This window comes from Psychrobium sp. nBUS_13 (assembly GCF_051201665.1).
GTDB lineage: Bacteria > Pseudomonadota > Gammaproteobacteria > Enterobacterales > Psychrobiaceae > Psychrobium.
This window is the reverse complement of the sequence record NZ_CP179210.1, coordinates 3,894,475-3,911,556: the sequence shown is the minus strand read 5'-3', so window position 1 is coordinate 3,911,556 and position 17,082 is coordinate 3,894,475. Positions and strand designations below refer to the sequence as shown.

The following is a 17,082-nucleotide window of genomic DNA, read 5'->3' as shown; positions in this document are numbered from 1 at the left end:
TTTTTACTCTTAAAGTTGAAGTTTGGCGATGCTTTTTTCTCAAGAAGTATAGATAGTTATGAAGCGTGGAAGGTCCCGTTATTTATTGCCTTAAATTAGAAATTGACCAATGAAAAAATCAGGACGATTTTTTAGTATTTTCCGCAGGCGATTGCATGGATGCAGGAGGTAGAGCAACGCAGGAGCAGTTGCCGAGATGCGGATTAAATACGGTATTGAATAGGCAATTTATCATTTAAGATCGGAAATAAATTTTCGGGTCGCCTTTGAAAATAACATCCTTGTTATTTGTTCTTCGAACCAGCTAACGCTGTCTAAAATCATTCCTGATGATTTTCTCTTTTGGTTACTTTTCTTTGGCGAAGCAAAGAAAAGTAACTGATGTGCCATTGTATTAGTTGATTGTGATAAACAAGCAAATAAGCACATCATAAGATTCACAAACCTCAATCATTACTCAATTACCGGCATCACTCGTAAACCCAATAAATCCACTTTATTCACTGGTCCTTTAGTGCCGCCTTCGCCGCTGTAACTGTGGTTATTTTTCAAATAACTCATGTTAAAAAAGTCATACCAATTGCATTAAGTAAGTGATCTTGTTGTGCGTAGAGAAAATCAGCTAAAACAAGGCGCTCGATTGACTAATAGCTGGCTATTAGGATTGAGAGCAACGCCATTTTAGTTAATTTTAACAAGTACAAGTGGGCAAATATTTAATGCAATTGGTATCAGACAACTCTATTTTGTAACTGCCGATATCAAGGTTGGAAATTAACGGTGTTGAATAGGCTTTAGCTGCTTCGTTATGTGGCATTTGTACCACACCACTATACCCGTTACCAATGAAATCGAGCATCTTCATGTAGTTTGGGTATACTACTTTTTCGGCGCTACATGATACAGCGATGTCATACCTGCTGAGATGTGATCATTGACGTGGCAATGATACATCCAAGTACCCGGATTATTTACCGTCATATCTAATGTCTTCATCGATGCTGGCAGCAATTCTACAACGTCGGTACGACGGCCATTAATAAGACCTGTGTGTCCATGCCAGTGTGGCGTATGTAAATCGACTTCTGTACCTAACGCGATTAAATGCCAGCGTACTTTGTCGCCATCAACCATGTTTAAGCCGGGTAAATTAGCGAATAAGTAGCCGTTGATCATGTGCATTAGATTGCCTTCTACGAACTCCTCATCTTCGCTGTCAACGTCTTTGCCAATATAGTTTTTGATGTTGTCGTCTAAGAAGTGGCTCTCGTTTTCATCCATTACTGTGTATAGGTTTACGAATTCACGGTCAACATCTTTTGGCGTACCGTCGGGGTTAGCCATGCCTTTAGCTGTGACGATAATTGCGCCAACTAAGCCGGAATTTGAATCTTGAATACTTTGCACATGCGAGTGATACACCCAAACAATAGAGCTGTTATCAGCAGGACCCGGTCCGGCTGTTTCTGGCACCTTCCAGTTATAAGTATATGTTGTACCTGGCATTACACGATCGTCACCTTTTTGAGCTTTGCTCGTACCATCGTTAGTTGGTGCACCTTCATTGGCCTTGGTATAAAACACGCCATGTGGATGGATGGTGTAAGGAAGTGAGCCGTTGTTTTTAAAGACAACTTTGATGGTGTCGCCAACTTCTGCGCGAAATAGTGGACCTAATAATCCAAGATGCTCTTCATGGGCTGGGCGCTTTTTCAACGTGGTAAACGTCGCGTCAGTGTATTCACGGTAAATAGCTTTCTTGTATTTACCACCGATAGTATTGTTGGAGCTTTCAACAAATACTTTTTGTGAATCTTTTAGCGGCATATTCATCATTAGATTAAAATGCTTAGGGGCATAATCCCATTCAACTTCGTCTGCGGCGACGTAATATTTTCGCTCTGTTGCATTCACACAAAGGCATATTGTTATTGCGAAAAGGACCGCAATCATTTGGATTAGTTTATTCATAGACCATCGAGAAGTGCATTAAAAGTGTCATAATATACCAGTAATGCGAATGAAAATAGCTATTGTTTGTAAGCTGTTTGCGTTAAATCAAATATTACTAAAACAGCTCTTCGGCTTGGCGATCAAACGGCTCAATGATAATGACGCTATTTTGCAGCTTAATGCGATTAAATTGCGGTAAGTTGAAGCTAATTCCAAGTTTTTCTTGGCTTTTGTTCTTCTGCTCTTTTGTAAAGGTGTAAAAACGGTATATCTCACGCAATAGCTCCAATTCGTTATGTTCGTCTTGCCAATAGCTGGAGAGATGATTGTTTTCATCAAGAATATAAACTTTGATACCTTGCTTTCGTTGCTCTAAGAAAAATTGCACGTAGCCCATACTAGCGTGTTCGTAGATGAGTCGTTTAACTTTGCTGGTGGTTGGTTGTTTACTTGGTACTTGGGTAAGGGCGTTTTTACTTAATGTTTGATACAACTCAACAGCATTACTGATCGCCTTGTATTCGACGTTTTCACGATGAAAAAACAAGCCGTATAATTTGCCTGCAACGACTATTGATTTGACTTGAATGCCTTTTTTACTGGACTTTTTAAGTATTTCGAAACACTCATCCAATAAAAAGCTGACGTGGTCTCGCAATAGAATTTGATGGTTTTTGGCCACACTTAGAATTGAAATCTCTGGAGTGTCGTTGCTCGATCTAATCAAGGTAAATAGATGGCTTAATAATTCAAGAATCGCGGTGTTACCGTTGAACACCATGGCATGATGTTCATTCCAGCTATTGCGATAGACCAAATCAATGCTCGAAATCAAACTGCGCTTTTCTCGGCCAATTGAAAATACGTTACTCATTAGCCAATCCATCATCTGGGTTTGACCATCAAAGTCGATGGTCGCATCGTCAAGCATATTAATAATGATCGATACCTGTTCAATTTGACTCGATTGCACCAATGCATTTTTGGTCGCTTGCGTCTCACCAGTGAACTGTTGGGTGAGATGATGGAGTGCGCGGTTTACCTTGTGACGATATTTTGCATTATCACTAGGCAATTTAATCTGCGTTGTAGGGCTGATTAATTGATTCATTGCAGCCCAGGTTAATAGTTTAATAATGTGGGTATCTTTATGAATAATGTAGTCTTTACCAAACACTGGTGGTTGGCTCAGCAATAACCATATTCGACGTTTATTATCGTCAATGCCGCGGCGTAAATAAAAATTATTGTTGGTATGTTTAACAGATTTTAGCGACGTTAAACGGCTAATCTTAGTGCTTGAGCCCTGATAAGCAGAATAGAGCTTACGACTTAAAATAGTGAGTTCTTGCGGATACATCGCTTCATCAACGTGATGAGATTTCGCGAGATCTTTCATTAAACGATAACTTTCGAGTAATGCTGCGACTAGCGCTTGATGATGTTGCTGACTATCCACTGGGCTCCATCGAGCCTGCCGATCAAGGTGACGAATTTGTTCACTGCTGAACTGCCACTGCTCGACCAGCGCTTTTAGCTGACGTTGTTGATAATTTAATACTGTTCCTTGTTTGATGTAACTTAACGCTGGAGCGCATTTTAGGTAGAAACATTCACGGACTAACTTAAGGCGTTTGTGATCGTTAAGTCGTGTTAAATGGTCGCTAATACGCTGCAAAAGTAGGAGATAATGATCGGTAAACTGCCCACTGAGCATTAACTCTTGCCACTGTACTGACAGCAACTGTGTATTAGGGAAGTCACTAAAATATGATTCTAACAGTAAGGCTTTAAGTAGTGACTTTTCTGGCGAATCAATCCCTTTATATAATTGCCACATCATAGCGCCGAAATACTCTTGCGCCGGTATATGACTTGGTTGGCCTAAATCGATAGCGCTAAGATGTTGGTTTTCTGATGTCAGGTGCCATTGAATAGGTTGACCTGCTAATGTGATTGCTGAGCGATAGAATTCATCGAGTAATAACCAATGTTGAGCACTACCACTAGACTCTTTATCAAATCCAGATTTTACGCCTTTCTCGAATTGATTTTCAGTGACTAAAAATAAGTGTAATTCAACGCCTATTTGATTAGACCAAGCTTCAATACGCTGACATTTCTGTCGGATTTTATCGCGTATCTCAGGGACTATATCGTCCTTGATACACAACCAAACATCCCAATCAGACTTGATACTTTGTCCTAAGCTTCCAAGACTACCGATAGTATATAGACCGCGATAAAGTGTCGGTGTGTCTTTGGTTGCAGCGGTGATTTCTATATTAAATAGTGCTTGAACTAGCTGCTGTGCATGAGTCGATAGCTGAAAGTCAGCAATTGTTGCGCCGCTGAAATGCTCTACAAAACCTGGTAACCCTGGGATGTTTTCATTAATAAGTAGCGGTAATAAGTAAGCGAGTTGGCTGTTCTCGGGCGAGAGTTGTTGGAAAATTTGATTGATATGGCTCGTACGTTGCGAGCAAGTTGCTGCAAAATCGTTACGAAGTTGGTAATGATCAATCATGTTTATAATCTCAATTTTCCTGAGTCAGCATTCTAGCGAATAAGTGACCTTAAGATCTATACCCGTCGTCGTTGGATATGCCATATTCGTTTTTGGCTTTAGCTTACTGTTGGTATATGATGTTATCTCTTCAATCGCAAATGGAAGTGTCCCTGTGCAGCTTAAAATTAAAATTGATTTGGCCCCGGAAAATAATACCGCAGTATCAGCGCAGGCTCCTTTTGATCCAATTAAGATTCGTAATTTCCTTTTCGTGTTGATTATTATGTCTAGTTTGGTTTGCACCATGGCTTACAGTATGTGGCCATCAGGTCAGGTATATACTGAAACAATTGATGATAATACCGCTGGAAATGTTGGAATTTTGCCGATTATTATGGAAGACGACGAACCGCCAAAGCAACCTGATATTGTGCTTGAAGACACGCAATTCTTAGTAGAAAAAGTGACTGAGATAAACTCTGAAACTACGGTCAAAACACAAAGTACTAATACTACACAGACAGCTGAATCTAATCTGACAAATGATGAGACATCTCATGTCGAAAATGAACATGTTGCACGTGCGCAACTGACGTCTGCCATTGTAAGACGCGAACCTATTGATAACATTACGTCGCTTAGCCTCGCTGATGATAAACAGCTATTTTATTTTACTCAGATTAATCAACTTAAAGACAAGATGATTTCTCATCGCTGGCGTTTAAACGGCAAAGTGATGGCGCAAGTTAGCTTGTCGATTGGTGGTGATAAATGGCGAACATATTCAAGTAAAACATTTAATAACAGTATGCTTGGTCGCTGGGAAGTTGCAGTTCTTGACGAGAACGAAAATGTACTTAGTGTCACTGAATTTGATGTGACGCAGTAAATTAGTCTAAAAACACCAATAATTGAGCCTTAATTTTTGCCATTCGTCATGGTGGTGATATGATTGCCGCCATACTAATTTCACACTTCTTTTGGAACCCTTATGTCTTTAGATATCGTGCGAATTGCCACTCGAAAAAGCCCTCTGGCATTATGGCAAGCAGAGTTTGTAAAAGCACAATTAGAACACTTTCACCCTAACATCAAAGTTGAGCTAGTAACCATGGTTACTAAAGGCGACAAAATTTTAGATACGCCGCTTGCAAAGGTTGGTGGCAAAGGGCTGTTCGTCAAAGAATTAGAAACAGCTATGTTGGAAGGACGAGCTGATATCGCGGTTCACTCAATGAAAGATGTGCCTGTTGAGTTTCCTGAAGGATTGGGTTTGGAAGTTATTTGTGAGCGTGAAGATCCTCGTGATGCATTTGTATCAAACACCTTTAAATCAATCGATGAACTGCCAGAAGGTTCAGTAGTTGGTACCTCGAGCTTACGTCGTCAATGTCAAATTCGTGCAACGCGTCCTGATCTTATTATTCGTGATTTACGCGGCAATGTTGGTACACGCTTAGGAAAATTAGATGCTGGTGAATACGATGCGATTATTCTTGCTGCAGCAGGTTTAATTCGTCTTGAAATGAACGAGCGTATAGCGTCATTCATTGAGCCTGAGCAGTCACTTCCTGCGGTAGGTCAAGGCGCAGTTGGTATCGAGTGCCGTGAAGATGACGAACGAATCAAAGCATTATTAGCACCGTTAGAGCATTTGGAAACGCGCCAACGCGTGTTGGCTGAACGTGCTGTAAATAAACGTCTAGAAGGTGGCTGTCAGGTGCCAATCGGCAGTTACTGCGTGATTGAAGGTAATGATTTTTGGTTGCGCGCACTAGTTGGTAATCCTGATGGCAGTGTTATGTTGACAGAAGAAGCTCGTGGCTCACTACAAGATGCAGAGCAAGTTGCAATTGAAATGGCTGATAAGTTATTAAATCGCGGTGGCAGAGAAATTTTACAACAGGTTTATGCACAAGCTTAGTCCCAACGATCGACGCGTATTAATTACACGTCCGCAAGCAAAGTCTGCACATTTACAGACTTTGCTATTGTCACATCAACTCTATTGCCTGTCTTATCCATTAGTACAATTTTCAGCTAAAATAGCCCCATTAGCGCAGCAATCTTTGCTCGAAGCAGATATCATTATTGCAGTGAGTGAAAATGCGGTTATTTTCGCGAATCAACAGATTAATGATTGGCCTGAATCAGCACAGTACTATGCTGTTGGTAAAGCGACTCAGCAACAATTCTCTCTATTGGAAATTAGTGCTGATTCACCTGAACATGCTACATCTGAAGGCCTATTAGCACTATCTCATTTAGCCAATGTTCAGAACAAACATGTTGTTATTTTACGCGGCGATGGTGGTAGAGAGTATCTAGCTCAAGAGTTAGACCGCCGCGGTGCACGAGTGGAATATGTCGAAACATATTGCCGTGAACTGGTGCCAGTGAGCCATTCAGATCAAGTATTGCAATGGCAACAAGAGCAAATAAACACTATAGTGGTGACAAGTGGTGAAATATTGCAGTATTTATGGGATAACATCGGCGAAATAAACCGATGTTGGTTAAAGCGACTATCTTTAATAGTGCCTAGTCAGCGCATTGTAACCATTGCCGAAAATTTGGGTTTTCAAGCAATAGAGTTAAGCAATGGTGCTGATAACGAATCAATTTTAAAAATTTTATTGAATGAGTGTTAAATGACAAAATCTAGCGATGACGCATCGAGCAAAGGATCTTCTGACAACAAAGTCGATATTAAACAACAAATAGAAAAGTCAGTCGTTGATATAGAGCAGGATGTTGAAGCATCAGATGAGCAAGAAGAGACTTCGCTTGATAGTGAAAACGTTGTTGTGGATGAATCTCCTAAATTAAATAAAACGTCATCTCCTTCAGAAAAACATGTGGAAACAGCCGTGGTAAATAAAAAAACGCCTATTAGTAAATTAGCAATATTGAGTTTAATTTTAGTGTTACTACTTGCTGGTGCTGCTGGATATGGCGTCGATAAATACATGAAAGAGCAAGTTGCCCAACAAGCAAAAATCGATGCTCTGGTTGCCAAACAATCGAGTGTCATTGACGACATTACCAACCATTTAAATCAGCAAGTGGAAGAACTACAAACGCGTAATCAGTCATTAACCCAAGAATTGACTGACAATGTCGAAACACAGCTTGCATCTCAACAACAATCTCAAACGCTAATTAATCAGAAAATTGCGGAGTTGTCAGGACGTCGCCCAAGTGATTGGCTATTGGCTGAAGCAAACTATTTAGTGACTATCGCTGGTCGAAAGTTATGGCAAGAGAAAGATCAAAAGACTGCAGCAGCGCTGTTAGCTACTGCGGATAAGCGTATTGCAGAGATGCACGATGAGTCGTTAATTAATATTCGCCGAGCGCTTGCGAAAGATATTGCGACGCTGTCTGCGCTACCACAAGATAAGAGCCAAGATATTGCTTTGGCTATTGATGGTTTGATTACTCAAGTTGATAATTTAAAGCTAAACACAGTGACATTACCAGACGCTGTTGAAGATGAAACACAGGAATCGACTGCTGACGCATCATGGCAAGATAACTTGAAACAGACTTGGTATAGCTTTGTTGATGGCATGATAACGATTACAAAACGTGAGAGTAACGTTGTTCCATTGATGTCTGCTAAGCAGCGCTGGTATCTAGAAGAAAACTTAAAGAATAAGCTTGTTCAAGCCCAATTAGCTGTCTATCGAAAACAACAGCAAGCATTCACTAGCTCAATCGAAGTCAGCCGCACATGGGTTTTGCAGTTTTTTGATCGAGAAGACAGCGCGACAACTTTCATGTTGGACGAATTGGCTAAATTAGAAAAAGCATCAATTACAGTGAATTATCCACGTGACTTACTGAGTAGAAACCTCATTGGTGATGAAGTAGTTCGTCGAAATATAAGCTCTGCACAAGGAATGGAGCGTTAATATGATTCGATTGCTTTTACTTGCCGTAATAATCTTTGCTGGAATTTTGATTGGTCCATCGCTGATGGGGCATGATACTTACGTGTTGATTGCTGTTAATGGCTGGACGATGGAAACTAGTTTGGTCGTTATGATAATGATGATTATTTTGTTTTATGCCTTGTTGCAATTTGCAGAATGGTCGTTGGTTAATACCATCGCTATGTGGGGACGAACACGTCATTGGTTTGGATGGCGAAAAGAACGAATTGCCCAACAAAAGACTATTGATGGTGTACTTGAATTTGCCGCTGGTCACTTTTCACAAGCTGAGCAATTAAGTGTTAATCATGTGAAATATAGTAAAGAACCATTGTTGAATTACTTTACTGCAATAAATGCCGCAGCGACGCAAGGTAAAACACAGCAAAGGGATGACTATATAGAGCAAGCGTTAGCATTTGCACCTGACAACACGGCATTAATAGCAACCAAACTGAAATTTTTAATTGAAGCTGCTGACTATGAAAATGCTAAAAGCTGGCTAGAGCAGCAATCAGATAAAATCGCAAAACATAGTGATTTATTACCGTTAGCGCTTAAAGTACGTGAGTTTTTTGGTGAATGGACTGCTGTTATTGAAATATATGATGCGATGCTAAAGCATCGATTGCTTACCCCACCAGAGCATCAAGCGCAAATCCGTCGTAGTTACGCGGCCCAATTAAGTTGCCTTAATACAGGTGATTTAGAGATTGTTACGCAAGGCTACAAATCTATTCCGAGAAAATATCGCAATTATATCGACATCTTTTGCGAGTATGCTAAGTTAGTTATTCAACATGATCAGGCAGCACTGATTGAAAAAGAATTGTTTAAGCGATTAACGAAACAACTCAGTAAGAGTTTGTTAAATGTCATTGCATTATGCCCCACAAAAAGTGCAAGTTTATGGAGTGAGCGTTTAATCGGTTTTGAAAACTATCATAACGATGCAGACTTCATAGATGCCATTGTGACGCTTTCGGTATTAGATAGGCAGTGGCAAATAGCTAAAGAGTGGTTACTTAAATCAATTCAAATTGAACCATCAGTGTTGCGTTATCAAAAGCTTGCTCAGATCCAACAAGAGCTTGGCGAAGGCAATGGTGCTTTAGATAGCTTCAATAAAGCGTTGAATTTTCGTCAAGCGAAGTAACAGGGAAGTTAAGTAATGAAAGATAACTCGAACTTTGACGAGTCAGTGAAAACACTCAAAAAGACCATACCGTTGATGATGAAATACAGTGTGCCAGTTAATCCTACTAACTATGCGCTGTGGTATACCTATGCATCGAATGAAGTTCCAAATTTGAATCGTGAGCTCGACTCCACCCTTAAGCTATACAACACCTGTCCTAAATTTCACGCCGAACAGCTTTATACTAAACACGTAAAAAATGAAGCTGTTGATCAAGCAAAAACACTGCAGGCATCAATTGATAAGATCATGAGCAAAGTAGGCGACTCAATTGGCAATACACAGAACAACGCCAAGAGTTTCGAACAAGAAATGTCACTGTGTCATGAAGAGCTTGCAGAGTTAGATTCTATTGAAACACCGATAACACCTGAAGCGGTATCAGGCTTCGTTGGTGAACTACTTTCTAAATCAATGGTAATGCGTGATAACGCAAAATCATTGGGTGATAGTCTTGAGTCTGCGCAGCGGGAAATTAAATCGTTGCGCATGAAACTCGCCGATAGTCAGCAAGATGCGTTATATGATGCATTAACTGGCTTACTTAACCGCCGTGCATTTGAGCAGGAAATTGATGGCTTGTTAGCATTACCAGACGCTCACGCTTGCTTAATCATTGCTGATATCGACAACTTTAAAGCCTTTAATGATAAACACGGTCATACAATGGGCGATCAAGTATTAAAGGCGGTTGGTAAACGTCTTGCAATTTCTACATCTAATGGTGCTTTTGCATTTAGATATGGCGGTGAAGAGTTTGCCGTATTACTGCCAAAATCAACGATTACCAGAGCGCATGTAATGGCTGAAAAGATTCGGTTGTCGATTGAGCGTTTGATTATTAAAGATCGACAATCTGGAGAAAAGATCGCCAATATCACCTGTTCATTCGGCGTCGCCAATTTACTGAAAGATAAAGAAGCAATTGAATCTATCAACCTTGCTGATCAGCGTTTATATAAGGCTAAGCAGCAAGGAAGAAATAAAGTTATTTCATTAGGTTAATGAGTTAGCTTATTGAATCGATGTGTCATTAATGCGGCTGAAATAGTGAGGCCGCATATAATAGCTACCCAATATCCTTTTACGCCCCAGCCACCAAACTCCGATAATACATAACCGATAGGAAAGCCAATAATCCAATAGGCAACAATACAAATGTACATAGGTATTTTTGTGTCTTTCATACCACGTAATGCACCGCTAGCGTTAACTTGTATGCCATCAGAAATTTGGAATACAGCTGCCAAAATAATAAGTTGACTGGCTACTGTGTAAACAAGTTCATCTGAAGTAAAAACACCAATAAAGGATTCATGGAACAATATCATGCAGGTAGCGGTAAACATTGAAATAATGATGCCAAAACAAATGCCCATAAAACCGGTTTGACGTGCTTGTACTGTATCTTTACGGCCAATGTGGTAGCCAACTCTTGCTGTAACAGCTATAGAAAGGCCAAGTGACAATGTAAATGCAAGAGATGAGATATTAATTGCTATTTGGTGACCGGCGATATCAGGGACTGTGTATCGACCAATCATTAATCCCACCGCGCCAAATAGCGCAACCTCTAAACCCAAACCAATCCCCATAGGCGTACCAACTTTCAGCACTTCCATATAGTCGTCCAATCTAGGTTTTAGCCAGTTACTAAACAAACTAAAGCCGTGATAGCGTGCAGATGTCAGTGTATAGACAACGAGTGAGATTGCCATGATTGTCCAGACAACTATCGTTGCCCAAGCGACACCAATAGCGCCCATTGCGGGTACACCAAAACCGCCATTAATAAACCAATAGTTACAAGCAACATTGAAAGGCAATGCGATTATTGAACAATACATGATTGCTTTAGTCGCAAACATACCTTCATTACAAAAACGCAGCGCAAAGAAGAAATACAAAGGGAATACACCCCATGCCAACACATTCAAATAACCACTGGCTAACGGAACAATTTCTTCCGTAATACCAATAGCCCAAAGCACTGGCTCTAAGGATATTAGAATAAGCGCGCTGGGTAACGCCAATAAGAGTGACATCACTACGCCAGTTTGAAAAGCACGCTTGACGCCCAGCTTATTCTCTTCACCGTTATATTGTGCAGTAATTGGGCTCAATGCCAAGAATATACCAATGATAAAGACGATGATTGGATTGAAAATACTTACACCAATTGCAACAGCAGCTAAAGCGTCTGCACTATATCGACCTGCCATAATGGTATCGATAACACCAAAAGACATTTGTGCTAATTGAGCAAGAATTGCGGGAATTGCTAGCTTGATTAATTGGCTGCTTTCTTTCTTATACGCAGGCGTAAGGTTTGTGGTTATTCGTTTCAATCGTGTTCACTCTAGATAGGTTGGCAATGCCTTAGGCGTTGTCGGCTGATTATTATCACTCATGTTATCGTTGCTGTCATTGTTTCAATTTGATTATTTTATTGCCATAAATCCGTCATAGACGGGGTGTAGCATAGGCTTCGAAATTTTGAAATTACTTGTAACAACTTGGTCAGCGCATATTTAATATAAGCTGTGGTAACTTAGTTTTTCCAGTGAAGTTTTGAAGAAATATGGCCCCAGTTAATGATGTAAATAATGGCTAGAATTTCCAGTAAAATCTCTCAAATTTTCATTGAACTTGTTGTCTTTTATTTGGTCAAAAATCTCACGGTAATCATGGAACATATAGCGTATGAAAAACTTCCCTAAAAACTCCATCAAACAAATCGTTAAATATGTAAAGATTTTCTTTGAAGGAACCCTTCGTGTAGAAAGCTTAGGTGTATTTATTTTTCAGCAAGGACTGTTACAAGCCCCATCCGATGCGACGGAACAGCAGCATTCATTTGTCAGTAAAATTAATCAATTAATTAAATTACGCCAACCTGTCGCGCAATGGGAATAGTTCATTTCCATATTCGCTAAAACAGCAAATAAAAAAGCCAATCTTATGATTTAATGCCATTCGGTTAAACTTTCTTAGGCTTGTATCTCAACGGATACCGAGATGGAATGTAAAGCACTGAACGTGAAAACGTTCGGTGCTTTCTCTTGTCGGGCAGGATAAAATGTTTCACATCTTTCCTCATCAGTTGTAATACCATTAATTGCATTAAGTAAGTGATCTTGTTGTGCGTAGAGAAAATCAGCTAAAACAAGGCGCTCGATTGACTAATAGCTGGCTATTAGGATTGAGAGCAACGCCATTTTAGTTAATTTTAACAAGTACAAGTGGGCAAATATTTAATGCAATTGGTATCATTTCGCTTTATCGGTGGCTAACAACGCTTCTTCAATCCATTGAGTATCAATAGGACTTAGCACATTATCTTATGAATCAGTGCTTTAAAACGACTCAAAAACTGACGCTAACTCTTGAGTGAACATATAAAAAATCCCCAAATCTTAACAAAGACTGGGGATTATGATCTATCTACAAGATCGTTCAAGTGCTCTTAAACGATCGGCATTGAATCTTATGATTGGCTTTTTAGTTCTAATTATTCAATAAATCTAGTGAATAGATCCACTACGGCGGTCAATACTGAGATGCTGATGACTTAATTGTTGGTTATAACAGTTAAGTTGAATTTGCGGCTGAGTGCTCGCTGTTGGCTTAAACAAAAATGTTAAAGCACTAGTACGTTTTGCTGCTAATTGCAGACGTTTTAAATCACGATTATCAATCTCACCAGGCCAGCCTAATACTGCGCTTGAATTTCCAGACATCAGCGCCTGTTCCATTGCCCACAAAGCATCAACTTGATCCTTAGGGTGTACCAGTAATACGCGAGACGTATCTATTCCGTTGCTCTCAAGCAGAGATTTCAAACCAATCTTAGGTGCGCCAACTAAGACGATCCAACGACCTTGTTCACTTAACTTGATTAACGTTGGTAATAAAATATCTAGCTGTTCGTTAATCGAATCTGCACTAATCACTTCATTGATTGTTTGTGATTGCCAACCACCATGAGTGAGAGACTGATCAATATAATCAATACCTGAGCTCATTGAAAAACTGTGGTCATTAAAGTTGCTGCTAATAACTAATGATTTCATTGCCATGCTCCATTTCTGATAACACCAACGGCTAATCCCTCAATCTCAATTGATTGATACTCTAAATCTACAACAATGGTTGAAAACTCTGGATTTTCTGGGTGTAGTAGGATCTTATTTGCTTGCTTCTCAAAACGTTTAACAGTCACATCGTCTTCAACACGAGCAACAACAACTTGTCCTTCACGAACTTGATTAGTTTTATGAACTGCTAATAAGTCGCCATCCATAATGCCAATATCTTTCATACTTTCACCATTTACACGTAGTAAATAATCGGCACTTGGATGAAACATATTAGGGTCAACTTGATAATGAGCTTCAACATGTTCTTGCGCTAAAATTGGTTCACCTGCCGCCACTTGACCGATAAGTGGAAGGCCTGATTCTGGTGCAGGATCATTGGCTGCTTCAATTAAACGAATGCCACGTGATGTGCCAGGAATAATTTCAATAGCACCTTTTTTGGCAAGTGCTTTTAAATGTTCTTCTGCGGCATTTGCTGATCTGAATCCCAACTGTTTAGCAATTTCAGCGCGAGTAGGCGGCATGCCAGTCATGGAAATATTATCTTTGATGAGCTGTAAAATTTCTGCTTGTCTATTAGTAAGTTTTTTCATCATGACGCCTTATTACTGAATGATTTTTAATGAACTGGGTTTCTATACAGTACCCTGTTAGTATATACAGTAAAAAGTGTTGTGCAAGGATTAATCAGTAAATGTACTGATTTTTTGTTGGTTTTAGTTTTAGTGAAACTTTTTCCAGAAACGTGAAACTCTTTAAACGCAAGGGTTACAGTGTTGATTGTAGTGGTACAGAGAAACGTACCCTTGAAGGGCTTAGCACTAAAGAGAACCGGCGGTGCTTAAAACGGTATATCGCTAGGGAGTTATTTCCAATAATCTGCCAAGACCTGACAAACTCTCGCCAAGCATTGACATAGGAGCGTCAATGCCCCAATGGAACGTTTATTTAGAAGTTTTAAAACAGAATGGATGCCAACAGTAGGCTATCAATCATTGGCACAAGCGAACACGGCGGTAGTCAATTATATAACGGGGTATTACAGTAAAGTCAGGCCTAATCAGCATAATGGTGGTTTAACACCGAATGAGTCTGAACGAAGATACTGGGGAGTGTTCATAATTCTGTGTCATTTCAGTAGAATATAATAAAACAGGAATGACACATGACTAACTCTTTTGATTTTGAGCAAGCATTAACAGATTTACAAGCTGGTAAAAGCCTCACTGGTAAAGATGGCATCTTAGGCCCTTTGATTAAGCAATTAACCGAAGCGGCTCTTAATGCCGAACTAGAGCACCACTTAGCCAACGATAATCAATCTAATAGAAAGAATGGCAGAACAAGTAAAAACATCAAACACCCGTCTGGTAATTTTGAACTCGACACTCCGCGAGACCGCAATGGAACATTTGAACCTCAATTAGTGAAGAAAAATCAAACCTCACTATCAGATGAAATCGATCGCAAAATACTCTCGATGTTTAGCTTGGGAATGAGTTATCGTGATATCAATGCACATGTAGAGGAGATGTACGGTATTAACGTGGCCACAGGAACGATTAGCGCAGTCACTGACAAGCTTATTCCTGAGCTTAAAGCATGGCAACAAAGGCCATTAGATAGCCATTACCCAATTGTTTGGCTCGATGCTATTCATTATAAGGTCAAAGAAAACGGTCGCTACATCAGCAAAGATGTCTACACGTTATTAGCACTTAATATGCAGGGTAAAAAAGAGATATTAGGGTTGCATTTATCAGAAAACGAAGGGGCTAATTATTGGCTTTCAGTGCTGACCGACCTTAATAATCGCGGTGTTAAAGATATTCTTATTGCCTGCGTAGATGGGCTAACCGGCTTTCCTGAAGCCATAGCAGCTATCTTTCCTGAGACAGAAACACAGCTTTGCATCATTCATCAAATTCGAAACTCACTTAAGTACGTCGCGTCTAAAAATCAGAAAGCCTTTATGGCCGATTTAAAACCTGTCTATCGTGCACCCACAAAGGAAGCAGCTGAATTAGCACTCGATAAACTAGAAGAGAAGTGGGGCGAAAAATATCCGCTGGTTATTAATTCCTGGCGCAGGAAGTGGCACAATCTATCTCACTATTTTAAGTACCCTGAGCACATCAGGAAGGTGATATATACCACGAACGCCGTTGAAGCGGTTCATCGTCAGTTTAGAAAGTTAACAAAGACGAAAGGCGCATTCCCGAACGAAAATAGCTTGTTGAAGCTGTTGTATGCTGGCATATTGAATGCTTCTGAGAAATGGACGATGCCAATCCATAACTGGAGCTTGTGTGTTTCTCAGTTAGCGATATATTTTGAGGGGCGTTTAGATAGCGTCATTGATATTTAGAAAATTAAGCCTGACACAGAATATTGAACGCCCTCAGATACTGGAATACTTTTGGTATCGTTGCCACCATTTCCGTAATGTAGGTCTAGATATGCCACACCTACGGCATACTAAACCTGCATCACTTGTCTCTTCAAACAACTTTACCCAAGTGAGTCTTTGCTTAATTTCTTTATTCATAAAGCTAAGTATAGTTGAAAGGATGTCTATGAATCACACAACTTCGAGTATACCAATTCTGAATTATCTTCTGCGTTAAAAAAACTAGATCGACAAACGACTAAACGATTACTGGAATATCCCTGCTTGTTGGCTTATGAAGGTACTCATTGGTTCGCCCAGCCAAATCTATAACTTATTATTTAGTAAATTATAGATTACTTCTTGTAGTTATTTGCTATTACTTACTTCTTTTATTTTGTACTTATTGTTAATAATTAGTGTTGGCGTTCCTTTGATTTTATTTTTTCTTATTTGAAATTTCCACTCATTAACAGTTTCATTTACTTTTTCACTTTCAATCCCTTTCCTAAATTCATCTTTTGAAACTCCGATGCTGCTGAAAATTTCTATCAACTCTTTCTCCGATTTTATTGTATTTTTTTGAACGCCAGATAGCGCATTAATAATTACAGTGCCTGTGGCGTTTTTCATTCAATAGAGATAATAAAAAAGGAGCTGATAATAGCTCCTTTTTTAAATGCTAGGTCGCAGCGAAATTATTTATAAAACGCTTCGATAGTGCCTTTTACTTTGACAAGCAGTGGATTGCCACGGCGGTCTAATGCTTTGCCAGCTGCAACTTTTACCCAGCCTTCGCTGATGCAGTATTCATCAACATCGAAACGCTCTTTACCATTTACAGTAATGCCGATGTCTTGTTGGAAAACTTCTTCAACATAGTGCGGGCTACGTGGATTAACACACAGGCGATCTGGTAACGCTGGTAATGAATTTGTATCTGTCATGATGATGATCTTCAGTAAATAGAAAGGCTGCTATTTTAGGCGAGTTAG

General features: G+C 39.7%; 16 protein-coding genes and 2 pseudogenes. 9 read left to right on the top strand and 9 right to left on the bottom strand.

Annotated features, from left to right (window positions below; all coding sequences use genetic code 11):
- Positions 1–691 precede the first annotated feature (691 nt).
- From ACMAZF_RS18145 to ACMAZF_RS18135, 3 genes are all read right to left on the bottom strand, one after another.
- Complete coding sequence (locus ACMAZF_RS18145) at positions 692–865, bottom strand: hypothetical protein (RefSeq protein WP_435275125.1); 174 nt, start codon at positions 863–865, stop codon at positions 692–694.
- Positions 866–879: 14 nt separating this feature from the next.
- Positions 880–1,971 (bottom strand): multicopper oxidase domain-containing protein, encoded by a 1,092-nt coding sequence (locus tag ACMAZF_RS18140; protein WP_435275124.1) that lies wholly within the window; start codon positions 1,969–1,971, stop codon positions 880–882.
- Positions 1,972–2,068: 97 nt separating this feature from the next.
- Positions 2,069–4,480 (bottom strand): class I adenylate cyclase, encoded by a 2,412-nt coding sequence (locus ACMAZF_RS18135; protein WP_435275123.1) that lies wholly within the window; start codon positions 4,478–4,480, stop codon positions 2,069–2,071.
- A gap of 43 nt (positions 4,481–4,523) precedes the next feature.
- On the opposite strand from ACMAZF_RS18135, the gene ACMAZF_RS18130 reads away from it, so the two are divergent.
- The 6 genes from ACMAZF_RS18130 to ACMAZF_RS18105 all read left to right on the top strand — a co-directional run bounded on the left by ACMAZF_RS18130 (position 4,524) and on the right by ACMAZF_RS18105 (position 10,603).
- Positions 4,524–5,351 (top strand): DUF2914 domain-containing protein, encoded by an 828-nt coding sequence (locus tag ACMAZF_RS18130; protein ID WP_435275122.1) that lies wholly within the window; start codon positions 4,524–4,526, stop codon positions 5,349–5,351.
- A gap of 102 nt (positions 5,352–5,453) precedes the next feature.
- A complete protein-coding gene (hemC, locus tag ACMAZF_RS18125; RefSeq protein WP_435275121.1) occupies positions 5,454–6,386 on the top strand; it encodes a hydroxymethylbilane synthase in 933 nt (310 codons plus the stop codon).
- Entirely contained in the window at positions 6,373–7,113 is a 741-nt protein-coding gene (locus ACMAZF_RS18120) for a uroporphyrinogen-III synthase (RefSeq protein ID WP_435275120.1), read from the top strand. The genes hemC and ACMAZF_RS18120 overlap by 14 nt, the downstream gene beginning before the upstream one ends.
- The gene (locus ACMAZF_RS18115) at positions 7,114–8,379 is read left to right on the top strand and encodes a uroporphyrinogen-III C-methyltransferase (RefSeq protein ID WP_435275119.1); all 1,266 of its coding nucleotides are present in this window, start codon (positions 7,114–7,116) and stop codon (positions 8,377–8,379) included.
- 1 nt (position 8,380) lies between these two features.
- Positions 8,381–9,556 (top strand): heme biosynthesis HemY N-terminal domain-containing protein, encoded by a 1,176-nt coding sequence (locus ACMAZF_RS18110; RefSeq protein ID WP_435275118.1) that lies wholly within the window; start codon positions 8,381–8,383, stop codon positions 9,554–9,556.
- A gap of 15 nt (positions 9,557–9,571) precedes the next feature.
- Positions 9,572–10,603: a GGDEF domain-containing protein gene (locus tag ACMAZF_RS18105; RefSeq protein WP_435275117.1), complete on the top strand. Its 1,032-nt coding sequence runs from the start codon at positions 9,572–9,574 to the stop codon at positions 10,601–10,603.
- Here ACMAZF_RS18105 and ACMAZF_RS18100 read toward each other — a convergent pair.
- Positions 10,600–11,946, bottom strand: coding sequence for an MATE family efflux transporter (locus ACMAZF_RS18100; RefSeq protein WP_435275116.1), 1,347 nt, complete (start codon positions 11,944–11,946; stop codon positions 10,600–10,602). The two genes, ACMAZF_RS18105 and ACMAZF_RS18100, sit on opposite strands and share 4 nt — an antisense overlap.
- Positions 11,947–12,301: 355 nt before the next feature.
- Between ACMAZF_RS18100 and ACMAZF_RS18095 the strand changes: the two genes are divergently transcribed.
- Complete coding sequence (locus ACMAZF_RS18095) at positions 12,302–12,514, top strand: DUF1107 family protein (protein WP_435275115.1); 213 nt, start codon at positions 12,302–12,304, stop codon at positions 12,512–12,514.
- A 608-nt stretch (positions 12,515–13,122) separates the two neighbouring features.
- Here the strand turns inward: ACMAZF_RS18095 and ACMAZF_RS18090 are convergent.
- Entirely contained in the window at positions 13,123–13,671 is a 549-nt protein-coding gene (locus ACMAZF_RS18090) for a SulA-like leucine-rich domain-containing protein (RefSeq protein ID WP_435275114.1), read from the bottom strand.
- A complete protein-coding gene (gene lexA, locus ACMAZF_RS18085) occupies positions 13,668–14,291 on the bottom strand; it encodes a transcriptional repressor LexA (protein WP_435277281.1) in 624 nt (207 codons plus the stop codon). Before lexA ends, ACMAZF_RS18090 begins: the two co-directional genes overlap by 4 nt.
- A 333-nt stretch (positions 14,292–14,624) precedes the next feature.
- On the opposite strand from lexA, the pseudogene ACMAZF_RS18080 reads away from it, so the two are divergent.
- Together ACMAZF_RS18080 and ACMAZF_RS18075 are read left to right on the top strand one after the other, a co-directional pair.
- Positions 14,625–14,846: pseudogene (locus tag ACMAZF_RS18080) on the top strand (IS3 family transposase); the annotation flags it as partial.
- Positions 14,847–14,863: 17 nt separating this feature from the next.
- Positions 14,864–16,066, top strand: coding sequence for an IS256 family transposase (locus ACMAZF_RS18075; protein WP_435275113.1), 1,203 nt, complete (start codon positions 14,864–14,866; stop codon positions 16,064–16,066).
- Positions 16,067–16,117: 51 nt separating this feature from the next.
- Here the strand turns inward: ACMAZF_RS18075 and ACMAZF_RS18070 are convergent.
- From ACMAZF_RS18070 to ACMAZF_RS18060, 3 genes and pseudogenes are all read right to left on the bottom strand, one after another.
- Positions 16,118–16,246: pseudogene (locus ACMAZF_RS18070) on the bottom strand (helix-turn-helix domain-containing protein); the annotation flags it as partial.
- Positions 16,247–16,456: 210 nt separating this feature from the next.
- Complete coding sequence (locus ACMAZF_RS18065; protein ID WP_435275112.1) at positions 16,457–16,720, bottom strand: DsbA family protein; 264 nt, start codon at positions 16,718–16,720, stop codon at positions 16,457–16,459.
- 65 nt (positions 16,721–16,785) lie between these two features.
- Positions 16,786–17,034, bottom strand: a complete 249-nt coding sequence (locus ACMAZF_RS18060; protein WP_435275111.1) for a DUF3297 family protein — start codon at positions 17,032–17,034, stop codon at positions 16,786–16,788.
- Positions 17,035–17,082: the final 48 nt, after the last annotated feature.